The 16,867-nt window shown below is 37.7% G+C and carries 13 protein-coding genes and 2 tRNA genes; 6 read left to right on the top strand and 9 right to left on the bottom strand.

Features of this window, described 5'->3' with window-relative positions; translation table 11 throughout:
- Positions 1 to 3: 3 nt before the first annotated feature.
- From ACY650_RS11895 to ACY650_RS11870, 6 genes are all read right to left on the bottom strand, one after another.
- Entirely contained in the window at positions 4 to 759 is a 756-nt protein-coding gene (locus tag ACY650_RS11895; protein ID WP_462247749.1) for a phosphosulfolactate synthase, read from the bottom strand.
- Positions 760 to 824: 65 nt separating this feature from the next.
- Positions 825 to 2,228, bottom strand: a complete 1,404-nt coding sequence (locus ACY650_RS11890) for a tetratricopeptide repeat protein (protein WP_462247748.1) — start codon at positions 2,226 to 2,228, stop codon at positions 825 to 827.
- 97 nt (positions 2,229 to 2,325) lie between these two features.
- Positions 2,326 to 3,042, bottom strand: coding sequence for a tyrosine-protein phosphatase (locus ACY650_RS11885; protein WP_462247747.1), 717 nt, complete (start codon positions 3,040 to 3,042; stop codon positions 2,326 to 2,328).
- 1 nt (position 3,043) lies between these two features.
- On the bottom strand, positions 3,044 to 5,422 hold the full coding sequence (locus ACY650_RS11880) for a GumC family protein (RefSeq protein ID WP_462247745.1): 2,379 nt from the start codon (positions 5,420 to 5,422) through the stop codon (positions 3,044 to 3,046).
- Positions 5,419 to 6,171: a polysaccharide biosynthesis/export family protein gene (locus tag ACY650_RS11875; RefSeq protein WP_462247743.1), complete on the bottom strand. Its 753-nt coding sequence runs from the start codon at positions 6,169 to 6,171 to the stop codon at positions 5,419 to 5,421. Before ACY650_RS11875 ends, ACY650_RS11880 begins: the two co-directional genes overlap by 4 nt.
- Positions 6,172 to 6,215: 44 nt before the next feature.
- A complete protein-coding gene (locus ACY650_RS11870; protein ID WP_462247742.1) occupies positions 6,216 to 7,319 on the bottom strand; it encodes a glycosyltransferase family 4 protein in 1,104 nt (367 codons plus the stop codon).
- A 63-nt stretch (positions 7,320 to 7,382) separates the two neighbouring features.
- Between ACY650_RS11870 and hflX the strand changes: the two genes are divergently transcribed.
- Positions 7,383 to 8,507, top strand: a complete 1,125-nt coding sequence (gene hflX / locus ACY650_RS11865) for a GTPase HflX (RefSeq protein WP_462247740.1) — start codon at positions 7,383 to 7,385, stop codon at positions 8,505 to 8,507.
- Positions 8,508 to 8,539: 32 nt separating this feature from the next.
- Positions 8,540 to 8,611, top strand: a tRNA-Arg gene (locus ACY650_RS11860).
- A gap of 211 nt (positions 8,612 to 8,822) precedes the next feature.
- On the opposite strand, the gene ACY650_RS11855 is transcribed toward ACY650_RS11860, so the two are convergent.
- Together ACY650_RS11855 and asnS are read right to left on the bottom strand one after the other, a co-directional pair.
- On the bottom strand, positions 8,823 to 9,641 hold the full coding sequence (locus ACY650_RS11855) for a sterol desaturase family protein (protein WP_462247738.1): 819 nt from the start codon (positions 9,639 to 9,641) through the stop codon (positions 8,823 to 8,825).
- A 57-nt stretch (positions 9,642 to 9,698) separates the two neighbouring features.
- Complete coding sequence (asnS, locus tag ACY650_RS11850) at positions 9,699 to 11,150, bottom strand: asparagine--tRNA ligase (RefSeq protein ID WP_462247736.1); 1,452 nt, start codon at positions 11,148 to 11,150, stop codon at positions 9,699 to 9,701.
- 66 nt (positions 11,151 to 11,216) lie between these two features.
- Here asnS and rpoN point away from each other — a divergent pair, with 66 nt between their 5' ends.
- Positions 11,217 to 12,653, top strand: coding sequence for an RNA polymerase factor sigma-54 (rpoN, locus tag ACY650_RS11845; protein WP_462247734.1), 1,437 nt, complete (start codon positions 11,217 to 11,219; stop codon positions 12,651 to 12,653).
- 8 nt (positions 12,654 to 12,661) lie between these two features.
- Complete coding sequence (locus ACY650_RS11840) at positions 12,662 to 13,264, top strand: hypothetical protein (RefSeq protein WP_462247732.1); 603 nt, start codon at positions 12,662 to 12,664, stop codon at positions 13,262 to 13,264.
- On the opposite strand, the gene ACY650_RS11835 is transcribed toward ACY650_RS11840, so the two are convergent.
- Positions 13,261 to 13,959: an outer membrane beta-barrel protein gene (locus ACY650_RS11835; RefSeq protein WP_462247731.1), complete on the bottom strand. Its 699-nt coding sequence runs from the start codon at positions 13,957 to 13,959 to the stop codon at positions 13,261 to 13,263. The two genes, ACY650_RS11840 and ACY650_RS11835, sit on opposite strands and share 4 nt — an antisense overlap.
- Positions 13,960 to 14,123: 164 nt before the next feature.
- Between ACY650_RS11835 and ACY650_RS11830 the strand changes: the two genes are divergently transcribed.
- Together ACY650_RS11830 and ACY650_RS11825 are read left to right on the top strand one after the other, a co-directional pair.
- Positions 14,124 to 14,197: transfer RNA gene (locus ACY650_RS11830), tRNA-Arg, on the top strand.
- A gap of 145 nt (positions 14,198 to 14,342) precedes the next feature.
- Positions 14,343 to 16,862, top strand: coding sequence for a polysaccharide biosynthesis/export family protein (locus ACY650_RS11825; protein ID WP_462247729.1), 2,520 nt, complete (start codon positions 14,343 to 14,345; stop codon positions 16,860 to 16,862).
- Positions 16,863 to 16,867: the final 5 nt, after the last annotated feature.

Below are 16,867 nucleotides of genomic sequence, written 5' to 3'. Positions count from 1 at the left end.
ATATTATAGAAAGTGACTAAATGTGTCTCCTCTTAGTCCAAGTCTAATCGTTTCTAATGGGATGACTTCTTTAGGAGCAATATTCCCCAGATTAACGTTGGAGCCGCACAACTTTATGAACCACACTTGTTGAGCTTTTTGAGGTGCTTCCCATAAGATTTTTTCTGCAGGAATTTGGGTTAAAATTTCTTCAACCAGACCTTGTCTTACTTCGCCAGAATCTCTGAAAAGACCCACGTTACCACTTTCTCTAGCTTCTCCAATAACCTTCCACGCCCCGGCTTCCAACTCCGTGCTCATCTGCTCGATCCACTTATAAGGAGGAATAATCTTAGCAGCATCCTTCGAGCCCACCTCACTTAGTACAGTAACTTGTTTGGCTAGCGTAGAAATATATTCACACTTCTTTTCATGCTCCATTACTAGAGATCCATCTGAAACTTCAGCGTACTCTAGGTCAAATTCATCCAAAATCTTCTGATAGTCTGTAAATTGATCTCTAACGATGAAGGCCTCGAATAATGTACCTCCAAAATAGCAAGGAATTCCAGCTGACTTATAAAGAGCTATCTTCTCCTTTAGCTTGGGATATACAAACGAAGTAGCCCATCCGAACTTAACGATATCAATGTATTCACCACTTGTTTCGATCAAGTCCTCAACTTCCCTCAAACTAATGCCTTTATCCATGACCATGGTATAGCCTTCAGTTCTAGGTTTTGATGTCCTCTCCGGTAGGTTGTTAAGATGATAATTCATTTAGGATTTTTGATGTCAGGAAAAATAAGCCCCAAAAATCACAAATTATCTTTAGATGATCAAAGTTATTTTTGGTCGTTCCTAAACTGATCGATAATTCTGTACAAAGCCTTTTGTGTAGGTAGGTTTGGAAAGAAGTCAAAAAGTACTTCGTGAGCATCAAAATCAAGAATCAATGCGGTTTCTAATCTATTGATTGCATTCTTATAACTACCTGAACCAATTAAATAAACCACTCCTCGATAATACATTTCAGCATTATCGGGACATTCATCAAGTCCTTGTTCCAATACTGAAATAGCTTCTTCATAGTTGCCTTGCTCGTAGTACACCATTGACCAATCAAGCCATATTTTCGGATCTTCTGCATCCATCTCGCTAGCTTCTTTGTAAGCTTCTATTGAAGACACCAAATTACCAGTCTTATATTCGGCATCAGCAACTGCCTTCCAGTAGAGTACATTTTCAGCATCAATTTTTAATGCTTTATTTAAAAAATGAATTGCCTCATACCACTTTTCTTGAAGCGCCAGTGAAACTCCTACACCATACCATGCTTCATGATATAGTTGATCAAGTTTAGTGGCTTTTTGATAGTATTTTATAGCTAAGTCAAGCTGTTGAAGCTTTTCATAAGCTGCACCTATGTGACAGTACGTTTCTGGAGAAGCTCCTTCTTGATCATAAGTCTTGAGATATGCAGCTAATGCTCGATCATATCTACCAAGATTCATAAGTGCATTTCCCAAATTGAACCATGCACTACTAAATTCTTCGTCAATTGCTGTTGCATATTCATAGGCATCAATGGCTTCTTCAAATCTCGATAGCTTATTGAACACTATTCCTAAGTTGTACCATGCATATTCAGAATATGGATCTTGATCAATGAATTTCTTGTAGTAAGATAAGCTGCTTTCTAACTCGCCTGAAACGTCGAGACAATATGCAAGTTCGTATAATGCATTTTCATTGAGCATATTGATCTCTATTGCCAATTTATATTGCTCTGCGGCTTCTTTGTATTTACCCATCCCCTGATACGCCATCCCCATGCTGAAGTAAACTTCATCTTTATCCTCAACATTAATTATCGCCCTCTCATAAGCATCAATGGCGTCTTCAAATTCTGATAACAAACAATGTATTGCTCCTTTCTGAAGAAGAAGCTCAGGATCATTTGGTTGTATATTCAATGTTTCATCTAAAAGATCTATTGCATCGTCAGACTTTTCCATCTTGACAAGTACATCCGATTTTTCAATTGTAATATCAATCGAGTATGGATACAATTCTAATGCGACAGTCGCAGCTTTAAGTGCTTGATTCAATTTATCATTCACACTATAGTAGCTGATTATGCGAATCAAGGCTTCTTCATCAAAAAAATGATTTTCTCTGTTTTTAAGGAATGCTTCATACTTCCGAATCAACTCCCTCTCTTCCTTACGTTTATGTTCTTCAGCCATGGTGAACGATCAATTTGGCGGTAAATAGTTTAAAAGAAATTTAGGTGAAAATGTACGTAAATACCTTGTTTAATGGGGTAAAAAGTTTTCCACACTCTTATAAAAGTTCATGATTTTTTAACGCCCCTTCCTTGATAGCATTTTGGACGACCTTGGATTTTAGACCCTTCTCTAAAAAATTTAAATGTGATTCTCGATGCAAATCTGATCCTAAAAAATCCACCATCTTATTTTTAAGCAAGGCCTTGGCTATTTTCTCTGGAGTCGCCCCATAATAGCCCCCCAAAGAGCCAAATGTAACTTGAAACAGCACACCCATGCTTTTTAGTTCAATCAGCCAATCTAGACTGCCTTCTAAAAACTGATAACGTTCTGGGTGTGCCAATACTGGAGTATAACCTGCTGATTGCATATCAAACATGACCGATTCGAAAAAAACCGGCTTGTTTAGAAATGATGATTCAACCAAAACATGCTTTCCTCCAAATGACAGTATCAACCCACCTTCTTTTACTTTTTTTTGAAATGATTCATCGACGAAATATTCAGCGGCGGCCTCTACTTCAATTTCAAGATTCAATCTGCCAATCTCATCCTGCAGTTTGCTCAATCCACTAAGTATGATCTCAGGAGTATTAGGGTAACTAGGATGTATATGAGGAGTGGTAATTACCTTTTTGAATCCTAGATCCATCAGTCGTTTCAGCATATTTATACTCTGACCTAACGACTGTGATCCATCATCAACATTCGGAATCAGGTGAGAGTGTAAATCAAGACTTAATTTAGCATACTTCTTATTGAAGAATCCCATTTTAGAATAAGTTCTTAATTGAAGAAGTCACCTTTTCAACTTTTGATTCATCATCCGTGTAATAGCCATAACCATAGCCATAGCCATAGCCGTAACCTGGCGTAGAATCTATTGAGTTAAGAATTGTTGTTAAGTTGGAAAACTGATTGCTCGATTTGAGATCATTTAGAACTTTGACAAAATTTCTTTTTGAATAATCTGCTCGAACTATATAAAGCTGGATGTCGCAATATTTCATAACAAGCCGGCCGTCTGTCACCAAACCAACAGGTGGTGTATCTAGAATCACAACATCAAATTTTTTATTTAACTCATCAATCATCTTCTGAAATGAGTTTTGGAGCAAGAGTTCCGAAGGGTTTGGCGGCGTAGGACCCGCAGCTATAAAATGCAAACCTTCAACTGGTGTCTCTTGAATGCTATTTTTAACACTGCTCTTACCAGCCAATATCGTACTTACACCGTCAGTTTTACTAACACCCCCTAAAGCAAGGTGAACTTTAGGTTTTCTCATATCAATATCTACCACACAGACCTTTTGTCCGGTCATTGCCATAATGGCCCCAAGATTTGCAGCTACGAATGTTTTGCCTTCACCAGAGATCGTAGAGGTAACGCTAATTGTCGATTTGCTATTAGTATTGACAAAATCAAGATTTGTCCGGATTGTCCTCAGCGCTTCACTCAATGAACTCTTAGAATCTTTTCTAACAACCAATGAAGTCTGACTCAACGCTTCTTTTTTATACTCTGGGATTGCACCTAAAACTGGCACTTTAGCAAGCTTCTCCAATTCCCTTACACCAGCAATCTTATTGTGAATTAAATATCTGATTAAAAGAAAGATTACACTGACAATAAATCCAACCATAAATCCAGCAACAACGATCAAGGTTTTCTGAGGCTTGATTGGACTAGTTGGAACCGTCGCCGGAGAAAGAACTACATTTTTAGTTACTGTACCAGCTCTTGTGATTTCTAGTTCCATCTTCGATGTCTGTAGCGAAAGCATGAATTCTTCTTGCAAATCATATAGTCTTCTATTCTTACCATATTCTGTACCCATTGATGGTAGTTGAGATAGGTTATTCTCAAGAATATTTCTCCTTCTATCAATTTGAATTAATCTATCATCAAGTGTTGTTTCATAGGATTGCAGTAATTCTGAAAGCAACCGCTTATTCTTATCAAGCTTATTATCTATCTGCTCAATTATGTATGAAGTTTCGTTGTACGAAGCCAGTTTAAGCTCTCGCTCTTGCTGCAATTCTGAGTATTCTACAATAGACTCACCTAAGGATTTTGGAAGCTGTTCAAGCAGTAGAGGGTTAATCGCAATTGCATTTTTTTCATTGACTTGTTTCTGAATTAAGTCCAGATCGTTGATATTTCGTCTTATTCCATATCTCTGCGAATCCAGAACTGCAAGCTGCTCGATGGTACGATTAAGATCTTCTCCCAAATCTGTAGTCCTATTTTCGATGGTAAATTCTTCAAAATAGTCCTCGTATTCAGAAAGTCTTCCTTCGGTAGCAAGAATCTGTTCGTCGAGAAAATCTATCTTTTGTTCTATCGCCACATTTTTGACCTCTTTGGTGTATACCAGATATAGAGAGTCTATAAGATTTACCAGATCTCGGGCTTTATATCTATTAAAATCAGAATACGATACTTTAATAGTTTTGGCATTAAAATTCTCCGGGGAGACATTCAAATTTGACTGCAATTGACTTATTAAAGCATCTTCACTACTAATGATAAAAAAATATTTATTTTCATCCTTTGAATTATAGTAATCCGTTCTTTGGATTAATAGATTGAAGTTAGAATTTTTAATTTCTTCATTGAAGATATGAGTCTCATTGACTTCAACTCCGTTTTTAACATATGAGAGTGAAAATGAATCTTCTGCTCCAAATTCGATATCAAACGGAATGTCAAAAAAAGCTGAATTATGAATCTTGTACGATACAATGAATGGTGAATTTCTGTAACGCTCATCTGTAAGATATCGCCCGTAAACGTGGTATGACACGTTTATCTTAGCAGCATCCGCAACTCTGGAAAGAAAAAGTCGCGACTTTATCAATTCTATTTCACCAGAGATCTCATTCCTTTCTTGCGTATTTACAATTTCTACAAGACCCAGCACATTTGCCTCACTTTCAAATTCTAGCTTAATTATGGATTCCGAATTGAAAATTGGTTTTGTATATCTAACGTATAGATAGGAAAGTACTGTGGTAAGGATAATGAATCCAACCATCCAATATTTACTTCTCTTTAGTACATACCAAAATCTTTCTAAATCGAATGATTCTAAAATGTCCTTTTCGTCTTCAGAATAATTGTAATTCGCCTGTCCGTTACTTTCCATCATAAATTCTGTACTACAACGATTAATGTGAGCACACTTGATACTATACTTAATGCTGGAGATACATCACGTAGGGTTTCCAGCCATGGCCTCCTCCACGGCTCAACATAGATAACGTCTCCTGGTTGTACAGACATATTTGTTTCCCTCATGCCACTGATCGTACTTAGATCCACCCTATACACAGTTTCTCCTCTAATCAGTTTAATATTTTGTGCTTTAGCTCCCAATTCCAAGCCCTCAGATGAGGCTAAGACCTCTATTAAGCTTGTGTTTTCATTTGAAAGTGGAATCACCCTCCCTCCTGGAGCTCCTAAGACAAATACTCTTCGGTTAGTGATTCTTAGTTTAACAAAAGATCCTTTGTATACCTCATTAAATTTTTCTGCGATGGCTCGTTCGGCCTCAAACAAAGTCATGCCGGTTAAATTCATATCTCCAATCATTGGAAATGTGACTATTCCGTTTGACTGGATTATGTATTGGAAATTGTCTTTGAATAGTTGTTGCTGCTGCCCCGGATTAGTTACTAATTCCAGGTTTGGGTCAATTAAACGTTCCCCATTATTTGTAAATACATCCAGAAGCAGTGCATCATTGGATTTAAGGAGATAATTTCCATCAATTTCAGCGGTGGCCTTAGCTAAATCCTCTTCGGTGAAATTTTCATCAAGCTTAAACATTATATCCTGCTTATAAGCTTTACAACTGCTTAAAACAGCGATTAAAAGAAGTAATACTAAACGGTTCACAGATAAGTGTTTAAAGCCGTAAAAATAGGCCAAATTTTTCGGGATCACTGGATGATTCGATGTATCGTATCTTCATACATATCAATGACTATTTTTTCATCGTAAGTTTCCTCAACAAGCCTTCTAGAATTTTGTGCCATTTGCTGTCTTTCATCAAAGCTTAAAGAAAGAAAGAGTTTTATTTTATCCACGATACTCTCTGGGGTTTTTACGTCGAATAAAAAACCATTGTATCCATCCCGAACCACATCCCTACAACCAGGAACATTTGATGTAAGAAGTGGCCTCCCCATGGCTCCCCCTTCAAGCAAGGTTCTTGATGTTCCCTCTCTATACGATGGCAGCACAATAGCATCATGGCTGCTCATTATCTCAGCTACTTTATCTGAATGTTCGATATAGTTGATCCAACCCGAGTCAATCCAGTGCTCCAACTCTTCTCTTTGAACAGACCTAGCATGTTCTTGATCAAATTTTCCAACAAGTGTAAATCCAATAGCATTATCATCAGCAAAATAAGAAGCAGCTTCTGCAAATTCTCGAACACCCTTCTCAATAATCACCCTTGAAACCATAACAAATTTTATTGTTTCATTTTTAGGGTAAGGAGTAGGTATAAATTGTTTCAAATCGATTCCTGATCCTGGTAAAATTGAAATATCATCATCACTGATTTTAATAATTGACGTAAATAGTTTTTTATCATCATGATTTTGAAAAAAGACATGCTTACTAAACCTAAAGGCCAACTTATAAAGCGATAAAGCCATTTTGCCTGCAATGCCTTCTACAAGAAAAACAGTGCCCAGACCACTCACATTACAAAAGACTGGCACATTATTAAACTTCCCTGCCAGACAGGAATAAATGTTTGACTTGATAGTAAATGCAAGTACCACATGTGGCTTCTCTGACTTGAAAAACTTATGGAGCTGCTTTAAGTACTTCAAATCTTTAATTGGATTTGCTCCAGTTCCTTCTAGTGGAGTTTCAATCCATTTTACTCCCCATTCGATAACCTTTTCGGTATACTCATCTTTAGGTGTAAAAACTAACACCTCACATCCCTGAGCGAGGAAATGGGTCACGAGTCCCTTGCGGAAATTGTAGATATTCCAACTTGTATTGGCAACAAAAGCAATCTTCACAGTGTAATCTTTGAATTGCAAACTTTTGTAAGCTATCGCTTATTGACAAACTTTGCGAGGAATATGATCGAAACTGCAAAAAAGAACGCCCGAGGAATATTGGTAGCAATCGGCTCTAAGTCGGAATCTGACGAACGCCTTCAAGAGATGATGGACGAATTAGAGTTTCTATCCCAAACATTACAAATTGAAATTCAGGGGAAATTCACTCAAAAGCTTGAACACCCTGATCCAAAAACATTTGTTGGGAAAGGTAAACTCGAAGAAATAAATACCTTTTGTAAAATGGAAAAGGTAGACGTCGTGGTTTTCGATGATGATCTCTCACCTTCTCAACTTCGAAATTTAGAGCGTGAGTTAAAGGTTAAAATTTACGATAGAAGCTTGCTGATTCTGGACATTTTTCTAAAAAGAGCAAAAACAGCCCAAGCTAAGACACAAGTAGAATTAGCCAGATTCCAATATTTATTACCCCGCCTCACAAGAATGTGGACACACCTCGAAAGACAAAGAGGGGGTACTGGTACTCGAGGGGGCGCAGGTGAAAAAGAAATAGAGACAGACAGACGTGCAATTCGGGATCAAATAAATGTTCTCAAAAAGAAGCTTGAGAAAATCGAAAAGCAGTCTCAAACTCAAAGAAAATCTAGAGGTGGTATTGTTAGGGTTGCATTAGTTGGTTATACGAATGCTGGTAAATCAACTCTGATGAAGCTGATGAGTAAGGAAAAAGTGTATGCAAAAGATGAATTGTTTGCAACAGTAGACTCAACCGTACGAAAGGTAGTACTCAACAACCTCCCATTCTTATTGTCCGACACTGTTGGGTTTATCAGAAAGCTCCCTCACTCACTTATTGAATCTTTTAAATCAACCCTAGCAGAAGTGATGGAGGCAGACATATTGCTACATGTTATCGATGCCTCAAACCCATCTTATGAAGATCACATTAGAGTAGTTGATGAAACTTTAGGTGAAATTGGTGCCGGGGAAATCACTACAATTAAAGTATTTAATAAGATCGATCGTTTGGAAGAAGAATTGACTGCAACAGGTAATGGTTTGTCTATAAAAATAAGTGCTAAGACAGGTGGCGGAATTCCTGAATTAAGAGCATTACTTACTGAAGAAGTCAAAAAAGTGCACATGAAAATCTATCCAAATTATATGCATCCTGAGGTGTATTAGTTTTGGCATACTTTTGTCTTTCTTCTAATTCTGGCCCCGTAGTTCAATGGATAGAATAGAAGTTTCCTAAACTTTAGATGTGAGTTCGATTCTCGCCGGGGCCACTTATTACTTACACCACTAGGTCACCAATTACTTTTCCGCTTGTCTTTATCCCTAGAAGCATAAACAGCTTAAACTCACGTTATACAGATATATCTGATTTAGCTACAATGAAGTTTGAATCAGTTATGGGTTGTGGTGACTCAGGGGTCCTTATTTTATAAGGGCCCTTCCTTATATCAAATCACCTCCAAATCTTAGGTGTAATTGAAATCAATAATCCGTTTTTACAGATTTGTTAAAAGGCAGACCTAATTGATATTTGATATCCTCATCCCTACTACCATCTGTCACATCCAATCCATACTTAATCTTCGAGGTATCATCATAGGTAAACGTACCAAACATTCTATCCCAAATGGACAGCACATTCCCAAAGTTAGAATCAGTCCATGGACGTTCGAAGTGATGGTGAAATTTATGCGTATTTGGAGTAATAATGATGAAGCTAAGCGCTCTATCCAATCCTTTTGGCAATTGAATATTTGCATGCGTCCAATAAGTGAAGAATATCGTAATGGTTCGGTAAAAAAGGTAATACGCTATTGGCATGCCAAAAATTACAAATGTGATGAGTGCCAAAGTTTCTCTTAATACAAATTCTATCGGATGCTGACGTACACCGGTGGTCAAGTCTACTTTAGTATCACTATGATGCACCAAATGTAATTTCCACATCCACTTTACTCTATGGAGTAAAAAGTGTGCGAAATATTGAGAAACTAAATCTAGCGCAACAAAAGAAACTAAAAGAGCAGCCCAAGTAGGCATTGCAATCCAGTTTAAAATACCAAACTCTGCTTCTGTTGTCCAATTCATTACACCTAGCAGTAAGACTCCATATGCTACATTGATAATCATCAGTAGTGCTAAAAAAAACAGATTTACTCCATCATGCTTCAGGCGCTTATAATCATGCCTAACCAATGGGATAATATTCTCCAGGATAAAAAAGAATGCAAGGCATATTCCAACCCAGGCAATCTTTTGAACAGTTGTCAATCCAGCAAAAAAATTCAGAAATTCTTCCATCACTTACTACTTAAAAATTCTAACGAATATACTAAGTGACAGCCAAATTGTTTGATCTTAAAATTCGCAATTACCAGGAGTCCTCGGGAAAGGTATTACATCTCGTATGTTACCCATACCTGTTACAAATTGGATCATACGCTCAAAACCTAGCCCATATCCACTATGAGGTACCGTTCCAAATCTTCTGGTATCTAAGTACCAAGACAGCTCTTCACTCGGGATATTCATTTCCGCCATACGTGTTTCCAAGTTTGCCTTACGCTCTTCACGCTGAGATCCTCCTACTATTTCTCCTATCCCTGGGAACAATACATCCATTGCAGCAACTGTCTTGTCGTCATCATTTTGACGCATATAGAAGGCCTTAATTCCTTTTGGATAGTTATAAAGGATGACTGGTTTTTTAAAGTGTTTCTCAACTAGAAATCTTTCGTGCTCAGACTGCAAATCATCTCCCCATTCATCTATTAAAAACTGAAACTTCTTCTTTTGATTAGGCTTAGAGCGTCTTAGAATTTCAATGGCATCAGTATAAGAAACACGTTCAAATTCATTATCAGCTACAAACTGAAGTCTCTCTAAAAGACTCATTTCTGATCTTTGATGCTGCGGTTTGGCTTTTTCTTCGTCTTCAGCCCGCTTGTTCAAAAATTGTAAATCATCTTTACAATGTTCGAGTGCATGCTTAACCATGTACCTTAACATCTCCTCAGCAAGGTCCATTGTATCGTCTAAATCATAAAATGCCATTTCAGGCTCCACCATCCAAAATTCAGCTAAGTGTCTTGCTGTATTGCTATTCTCGGCTCTGAAAGTAGGTCCAAACGTATATATATCAGATACAGCTAAAGCTGCTAATTCTCCTTCCAATTGGCCTGAAACAGTCAGGTTTGTCTCCTTTTCGAAAAAATCTTGTTTGAAGTCAATATCTCCATCTTCGGTTTTTGGAACATTGTTCAAATCCAAAGTTGTAACTCTAAAAGTCTCACCGGCACCCTCTGCATCTGACGCAGTTAGGATTGGAGTATGTACATATAAGAATCCTTTCTTATGAAAAAAAGTATGTAGCGCATATGCCATTTCGTGCTTGACCCGAAAAACAGCGCCAAAGGTATTTGTACGTGGCCTTAGGTGAGCGATTTCTCTAAGAAATTCCAACGAATGCCTTTTCGGTTGGAGAGGATATTCGTCCGGATGAGCCTCTCCAAGTACTTCAACACTTTCAACTAAAAGTTCTAATGCCTGACCCGCTCCTTGTGATTCGGCAAGTTTCCCTAGTACTGATAGACTTGCTCCAGTTGTGATTTTTCTTAATAATTCTTCATCAACTTTCGGAACGTCTATCACTAGTTGCAAATTATTAATTGTGGAGCCGTCATTTAAAGCAACAAACGCCACATTCTTGCTTTCTCGCTTAGTTCTCACCCATCCTTTTACACATAATTCTTGTCCCGATTTTCCATCGTTAAGAATTTGCCTGATTTTTGTTCTTCTAATTTTATCCACCTTGATTAAATATTTGCGCGGCAAAAGTAACGAATGTGATATTTTTGACATATTAGGATTTAAATAATGCAAAAACTCTCTTTAACTCAATCATTACAACAGAAGCTGTCTCCCCAGCAGATTCAGTTCATAAAACTTCTGCAAGTACCAACCGCAGAACTAGAAGCTCGTGTTGAAGAAGAGTTAGAGGTAAACCCAGCCTTAGAAGAAGGAAAAGAGGAGAAAGAATCTGAAGATCAAAATGATGATTACGAAGAGGAGTTTGAGAATCCTGCTGAAAGCATAGAAGATTACCTTCAGGATGATTATGCTGGATATAAGATGCAAGGAGATGGTCGCAATCCAGATGAAGAAGATAAAGAGTCTCCGATCTCAGTTGGTAAGAGTTTGCATGAACACTTAATCTCACAGCTAGGCTATTTAAAACTTGATGAAAGACAAGAGGTTCTTGGTAGGCAACTAATTGGCAGTATTGACTCAGATGGATACATTCGTCGAGAACTCGAGGCTATAGTCAATGATCTGGCTTTTTCTCAGGGAGTTGAAACTGACGAAGAAGAGTTAGAAGACCTCCTGTACAAAATTCAAAATTTTGACCCTGCAGGAGTTGGAGCAAGAAGTCTTCAGGAGTGTCTTTCCCTTCAATTGGAAAGAAAAGATGATGATAGCGAGACGGTACAGATAGCAAGACGTATCATAGACTCATGCTTTAATGAATTTTCAAAAAAGCATTACGAAAAGATTTCTCGAAAACTTAGCCTTACTGATGAGGACTTGCTAAGAGAGGCTATATATTTAATTACCAAGTTAAACCCGAAGCCTGGAGGCACGGGAGATGAAGTTGCCAAAACCCAATATGTCATACCAGACTTCATCCTAACTAACAATGATGAGAAACTAGAGCTTTCGCTAAACTCAAGGAACGCTCCACAGCTGAAGATCAGTCGATCATATTCCGAAATGTTGCAGGCATATGATAAAAGTGATAAAAAAGATAAGAAGCTTAAGGAAACCGTTTCATTTATCAAGCAAAAACTAGATTCTGCAAAGTGGTTTATAGACGCCATTCGTCAAAGACAGCAGACATTACTAAACACCATGCAGGCAATTATTGACTTCCAGTATGATTACTTTCTTGAAGGAGATGAAAGTAAGTTGAAGCCAATGATACTAAAAGATATTGCTGAGAAAATTAACATGGATATTTCAACGGTATCAAGAGTAGCTAGTAGCAAAGCTGTTCAAACAGAATTTGGAGTATTTCCACTCAAATACTTCTTTTCGGAAGGTATTTCAACAGAATCTGGTGAGGATGTAAGTAGCAGAGAAGTCAAGAATAAGCTTAAATCATTCATTGATGAAGAGGATAAATCAAAGCCTCTTTCCGATGAAAAACTTGAAAAGGCTTTAAAAGAATGTGGCTATAATATTGCAAGAAGAACAGTCGCGAAATATAGGGAGCAATTAAACATACCTGTGGCACGCCTCAGAAAAGAGCTTTGAAAATTCTAATGAAGATTATCTCGGTGGTTTGCCACCCATTGCTCATGGCGACCTATTTAAGCTATGTGCTTTTCCAAGAAGCTCCTGAACTATTTCCTCGTGTAATTCCTCAAGCAGCCTCTCAATTTATATTGGTTATTTTCATTACAACCTGTGTGATGCCGGCTTTAAGTATCTTTTTATTAAAGACGTTTTCTTTCATTTCTAATCTAGAATTGACTGATCGAAAAGAACGTATTAAGCCATTCATCTTCATTGCATTTTATTATGCGGCATCATCCTACCTATTCTTAGTGAAATTGGAAATGGGACCAGTATTCATGACAGTTATGATTGGCGTCACTGTGTTGATAATTCTACTATCAATAATTACAGCGTGGTTTAAAATAAGCATCCACGCAGCGGCCATATGGAGTGGTGTAGGTTTCGTAAGCGCCCTTATCATTACCATGGGAATTGACCTTGGTGGTTATTATTACGCATTAATTATATCTGCCGGTTTAACTGGAACCAGCAGGCTTCATCTAGGATACCATCAACCAAAAGAAGTATGGTCAGGTGCTATGTTTGGATTCTGGTATAGCTTTCTGGTGATGCTATGGTTTATTTAGAATCCGGTTAGATTAATTCCAACTGTTGTCATAACAGGGTTAGATCCGTCAGGGAAAGCATCATTAAATACATTGGAAACATACCTTTTATAAAATAGATGTACACCTCTAAAACCCGCCCGAATTTGATATCCATATCGGAAAGAATTCAGGTTGAATTTTCCAGAATTTTTCTCTCGTACAGTCTCACCATTAAGATCATACTTCCATTTTGTATGCGCATTTAGTCTTAAGCCTACAATACCTCCAACGCCAAGGAATAGTCCTTCCCCATCTTGGCTACCTAGTGGGTGAAATCTAAATTCTACTGGAATATCCAGATAGGTCATCGCAAGTTTATTCTTGCTATAATTATCTGTGTTTGCTCCAACAGAAACAGCTCGCAATGTATCATCCACAACTTTGTTACTAAATAGTGTAGACGAATCTCCCAAACTCATTTTCTCTAGACCAAGTCCAATTCCATAATTAAACGAAAACTTACTTCCGAAAGCTTTTCTTTTGGTGTAATAAATAGCGATTGACTTGGCAGCCCAATTTCTTCTCTCTAGTGCACCTGGCATAGATGACCAAACATTGAAGCCAACATCTACCATTACTTCACCTGGAATATCTGGTCGTTTCAATTCTTTTTCCTCTTGTGCTGAAGCACTCACTACTAAAAATACGATTAGTACTCCGAAAATATATCTCATGTTTTTTATCATAATTCCTGCAAAGAAGTGGCTTTTTCCTGTTATTAGTTCTTAACGAATGTTAAATGATTCAAAGCCATCACCTAGAAAAATTTCGGCAAAGATAGAATCATGGAGCAGTAACGAAAATTTTAATGCATAATTGTTAGTTTTGCGCTCCCAAAGGACTCGTAGCACAACTGGATAATGCACCTGGTTACGGCCCAGGAGATTGGGGGTTCGAATCCCTCCGAGTTCACTTAAAGCCTAGCATCGCTAGGCTTTTTTGGTATTTAGCATTCTTACAATTAACATTTGACCAACTCATTTATATTTTTTATCGATTTTCCGATACCACTTCGAGGGTAGAATGCTAATATTGTAGGGAAAGAAAATCATTCTTTATGCCAAAGATTACTCGCATTGCGACCTATGTGTGCCTTACCTTCTTGTCGCTTTCTATTTATGGACAAATTTCCTTGTTAGATATTGGAGACGTTTCTTCAATTACTCCCGAGCAAATACAGCTCATACAATCTGAATTAACAGCAAGGGGATTCTCTACTTCAGATTTTGAGGTAATCGCTCGCGCCCAAGGATTGTCAGAAGATCAGATTTCTCAGCTAACTAAACTTATTGAAGCATCTAATCAATCAACAACATCTACAAATTTCGATGATGTTCCAACCATAACTAAAGATGTAGATGAAAGTGACCTTAATACCAATACAGACATCGAGACACCTGTTATTTATGCTGAGGACAGTGTGAAAATTTTCGGTATGGATTTGTTTTCAAATTCGCGATCAAGCTTTGAGCCAAGGCTGGATGTACCTACACCATCCGATTATACATTAGGCCCGGGCGATGAATTATTATTAGACTTCTGGGGAGCTACTCAACAATATTTTGACCTGACAGTAAGCGATGAAGGGACGGTAAGACCCAAAGGGATTCGACCTATCTATGTATCCGGATTAACCATTAAGCAGGCTGAACGAAAAATTATCAGCAGAATGTCTCAATATTATTCAGGATTGAATGGCAATCCGCCATCTATCAATTACGAACTGGGGCTGACGCGAATCCGTCTAGTCGAAGTTCAGGTTGTAGGAAGCGTTAAAAACCCGGGAACCTACTCTCTATCTTCATTATCTACCGCATTCACTGCAGTAGAAGCGGCTGGAGGGCCAAGTAAAGATGGTACTTTCAGAAAAATTAGAGTTATTCGTGAAAACGAAGCTGTTAGTGAAATTGATCTTTATGGATATTTATTAGAGGGGAAGAGAAACGGGGATATCAGAGTTCAGAGCGGGGATGTTATTTTGATTAAAGACACTGATATCACAGTCAATATTGATGGTGACATCCGCAGGCCTGCAAGATTTGAAATGCTAGAGGATGAGACAATTGAAGATTTAATTAGCTATGCTGGTGGATTTTCTGCCACTGCGCTAAAGGGTGACATTTTCGTTGAACGCTATGGGGAAAACAACCTTGAGCTTTTGGAAGTCTCCAAGGAACAATACTCAAATTTTCAGTTACAAAATGGTGACAAAATCAGAGTAAGTAAAATTCTTTCGAAATTCTCAAATAAAATTTCTATTACTGGGGCAGTAGAAAGACCTGGTGACTACCAACTGGTTGAAGGCATGAAACTTACTGATTTGCTCCAAAAAGCTACACTTAGAGGCGATGCTGCTTTGAATGCAATCTCTCTATACAGGATTAAAGACGATTACTCGCAAGAGGTTTTATCTGTTTCTGAAAACAAAGAATTGATGCTTGAGCCAAATGACATAGTCTCTGTCCCTTCTAGTTATGATCTTGAAGGAGAAGCAGTGGTCTCCATCTTAGGGGAGGTTCATAGCCCCGGGATTTACCCATATTTTAAAAATATGACCTTACAGGATTTAGTCCTATTAGCTCAAGGTTCCACACGTTTTGCTGGTCAGCTTGTCGAGGTCCTTAGACTAAATGAAAATGGAGTAGATTTTGATCTTATGAATTGGAACTTTTCCAAAGATTCAAAAAATGAAATTTTACCAAGCGATAAAGTTTATATAAGGGTAAATGATACAAGGAATCTTGATGCAGAAGTCACGCTCGAAGGAGAAGTAAGGTACCCAGGAACATATTATATATCTAAAAAAGATGAGACGCTAAAAGATGTTATACTTCGCGCTGGAGGACCTACAGAATATGCAGATCTTCAGGCTGCCATTTTGATACGAAAACCACTATTATCAAAAAGAAACTTAAACAGGTACGAAGTAAATGAGGAAATTCTTAAAGAATTGAGAAGCAAAATACTCGCTGGATCATTTAGCGACCGAGAAGAAGTTAAATCTGAACTACTTGAAAGAGTTAAGACTTTAGAAGGAAAATCAAGATCTGATAATACAGTAGATTATCAAGGTCAGTTAATTAAATACAACTCTGTTTTGGATCTTTCATACGACCCAGACGAAGAAATCACTGAAGACTTGAAAACTCAAGAGCCAGTCATCATAGATCTTTATTCGATCCTTGAAGGAAAGGATGATAAATCTAACTTAATTCTTAGGCCAGGTGACGTGATTTCAGTCCCTATTAAGCAGGAAACTGTTAAAGTTGTTGGTGAAGTGGTCGCAACTCTGGCTATACCTTATGAAGGAGGAAAGAAAGCGAAGTACTACATAAAAAAAGCAGGTGGTTTTACTGAAGGAGCAAATAAGAAAAGAAGCTACGTTCAGCTACCTAACGGTGAAAGAAGGAGAATAAAAAATTTCTTAGGAATCGGGATTTACCCAAAAGTATCTCCTGGATCAACAGTAGTAATTATTCAAAAACAACCTAAAAATCCGGCCAATGTGCAAGGAATAATTGCTTCTGCAAGTGCTATGGCTTCGCTAATTCTAGTAATAGATAGAATTTTAAATTGACATTT

Origin of the sequence: Ekhidna sp. (assembly GCF_963691765.1) — a bacterium.
Lineage (GTDB): Bacteria > Bacteroidota > Bacteroidia > Cytophagales > Cyclobacteriaceae > Ekhidna.
The sequence above is the reverse complement of the archived record's forward strand: the minus strand, read 5'-3'. Positions and strand labels throughout refer to the sequence as shown.

What these genes read in the sequence shown, in the direction of transcription:
- ACY650_RS11895 (WP_462247749.1), bottom strand. Translation starts at nt 759, where the DNA reads ATGAATTATCATCTTAACAACCTACCGGAGAGGACATCAAAACCTAGA.
- ACY650_RS11890 (WP_462247748.1), bottom strand. Translation starts at nt 2,228, where the DNA reads ATGGCTGAAGAACATAAACGTAAGGAAGAGAGGGAGTTGATTCGGAAG.
- ACY650_RS11885 (WP_462247747.1), bottom strand. Translation starts at nt 3,042, where the DNA reads ATGGGATTCTTCAATAAGAAGTATGCTAAATTAAGTCTTGATTTACAC.
- ACY650_RS11880 (WP_462247745.1), bottom strand. Translation starts at nt 5,422, where the DNA reads ATGATGGAAAGTAACGGACAGGCGAATTACAATTATTCTGAAGACGAA.
- hflX (WP_462247740.1), top strand. Translation starts at nt 7,383, where the DNA reads ATGATCGAAACTGCAAAAAAGAACGCCCGAGGAATATTGGTAGCAATC.
- ACY650_RS11855 (WP_462247738.1), bottom strand. Translation starts at nt 9,641, where the DNA reads ATGGAAGAATTTCTGAATTTTTTTGCTGGATTGACAACTGTTCAAAAG.
- rpoN (WP_462247734.1), top strand. Translation starts at nt 11,217, where the DNA reads ATGCAAAAACTCTCTTTAACTCAATCATTACAACAGAAGCTGTCTCCC.
- ACY650_RS11840 (WP_462247732.1), top strand. Translation starts at nt 12,662, where the DNA reads ATGAAGATTATCTCGGTGGTTTGCCACCCATTGCTCATGGCGACCTAT.
- ACY650_RS11835 (WP_462247731.1), bottom strand. Translation starts at nt 13,959, where the DNA reads ATGAGATATATTTTCGGAGTACTAATCGTATTTTTAGTAGTGAGTGCT.
- ACY650_RS11825 (WP_462247729.1), top strand. Translation starts at nt 14,343, where the DNA reads ATGCCAAAGATTACTCGCATTGCGACCTATGTGTGCCTTACCTTCTTG.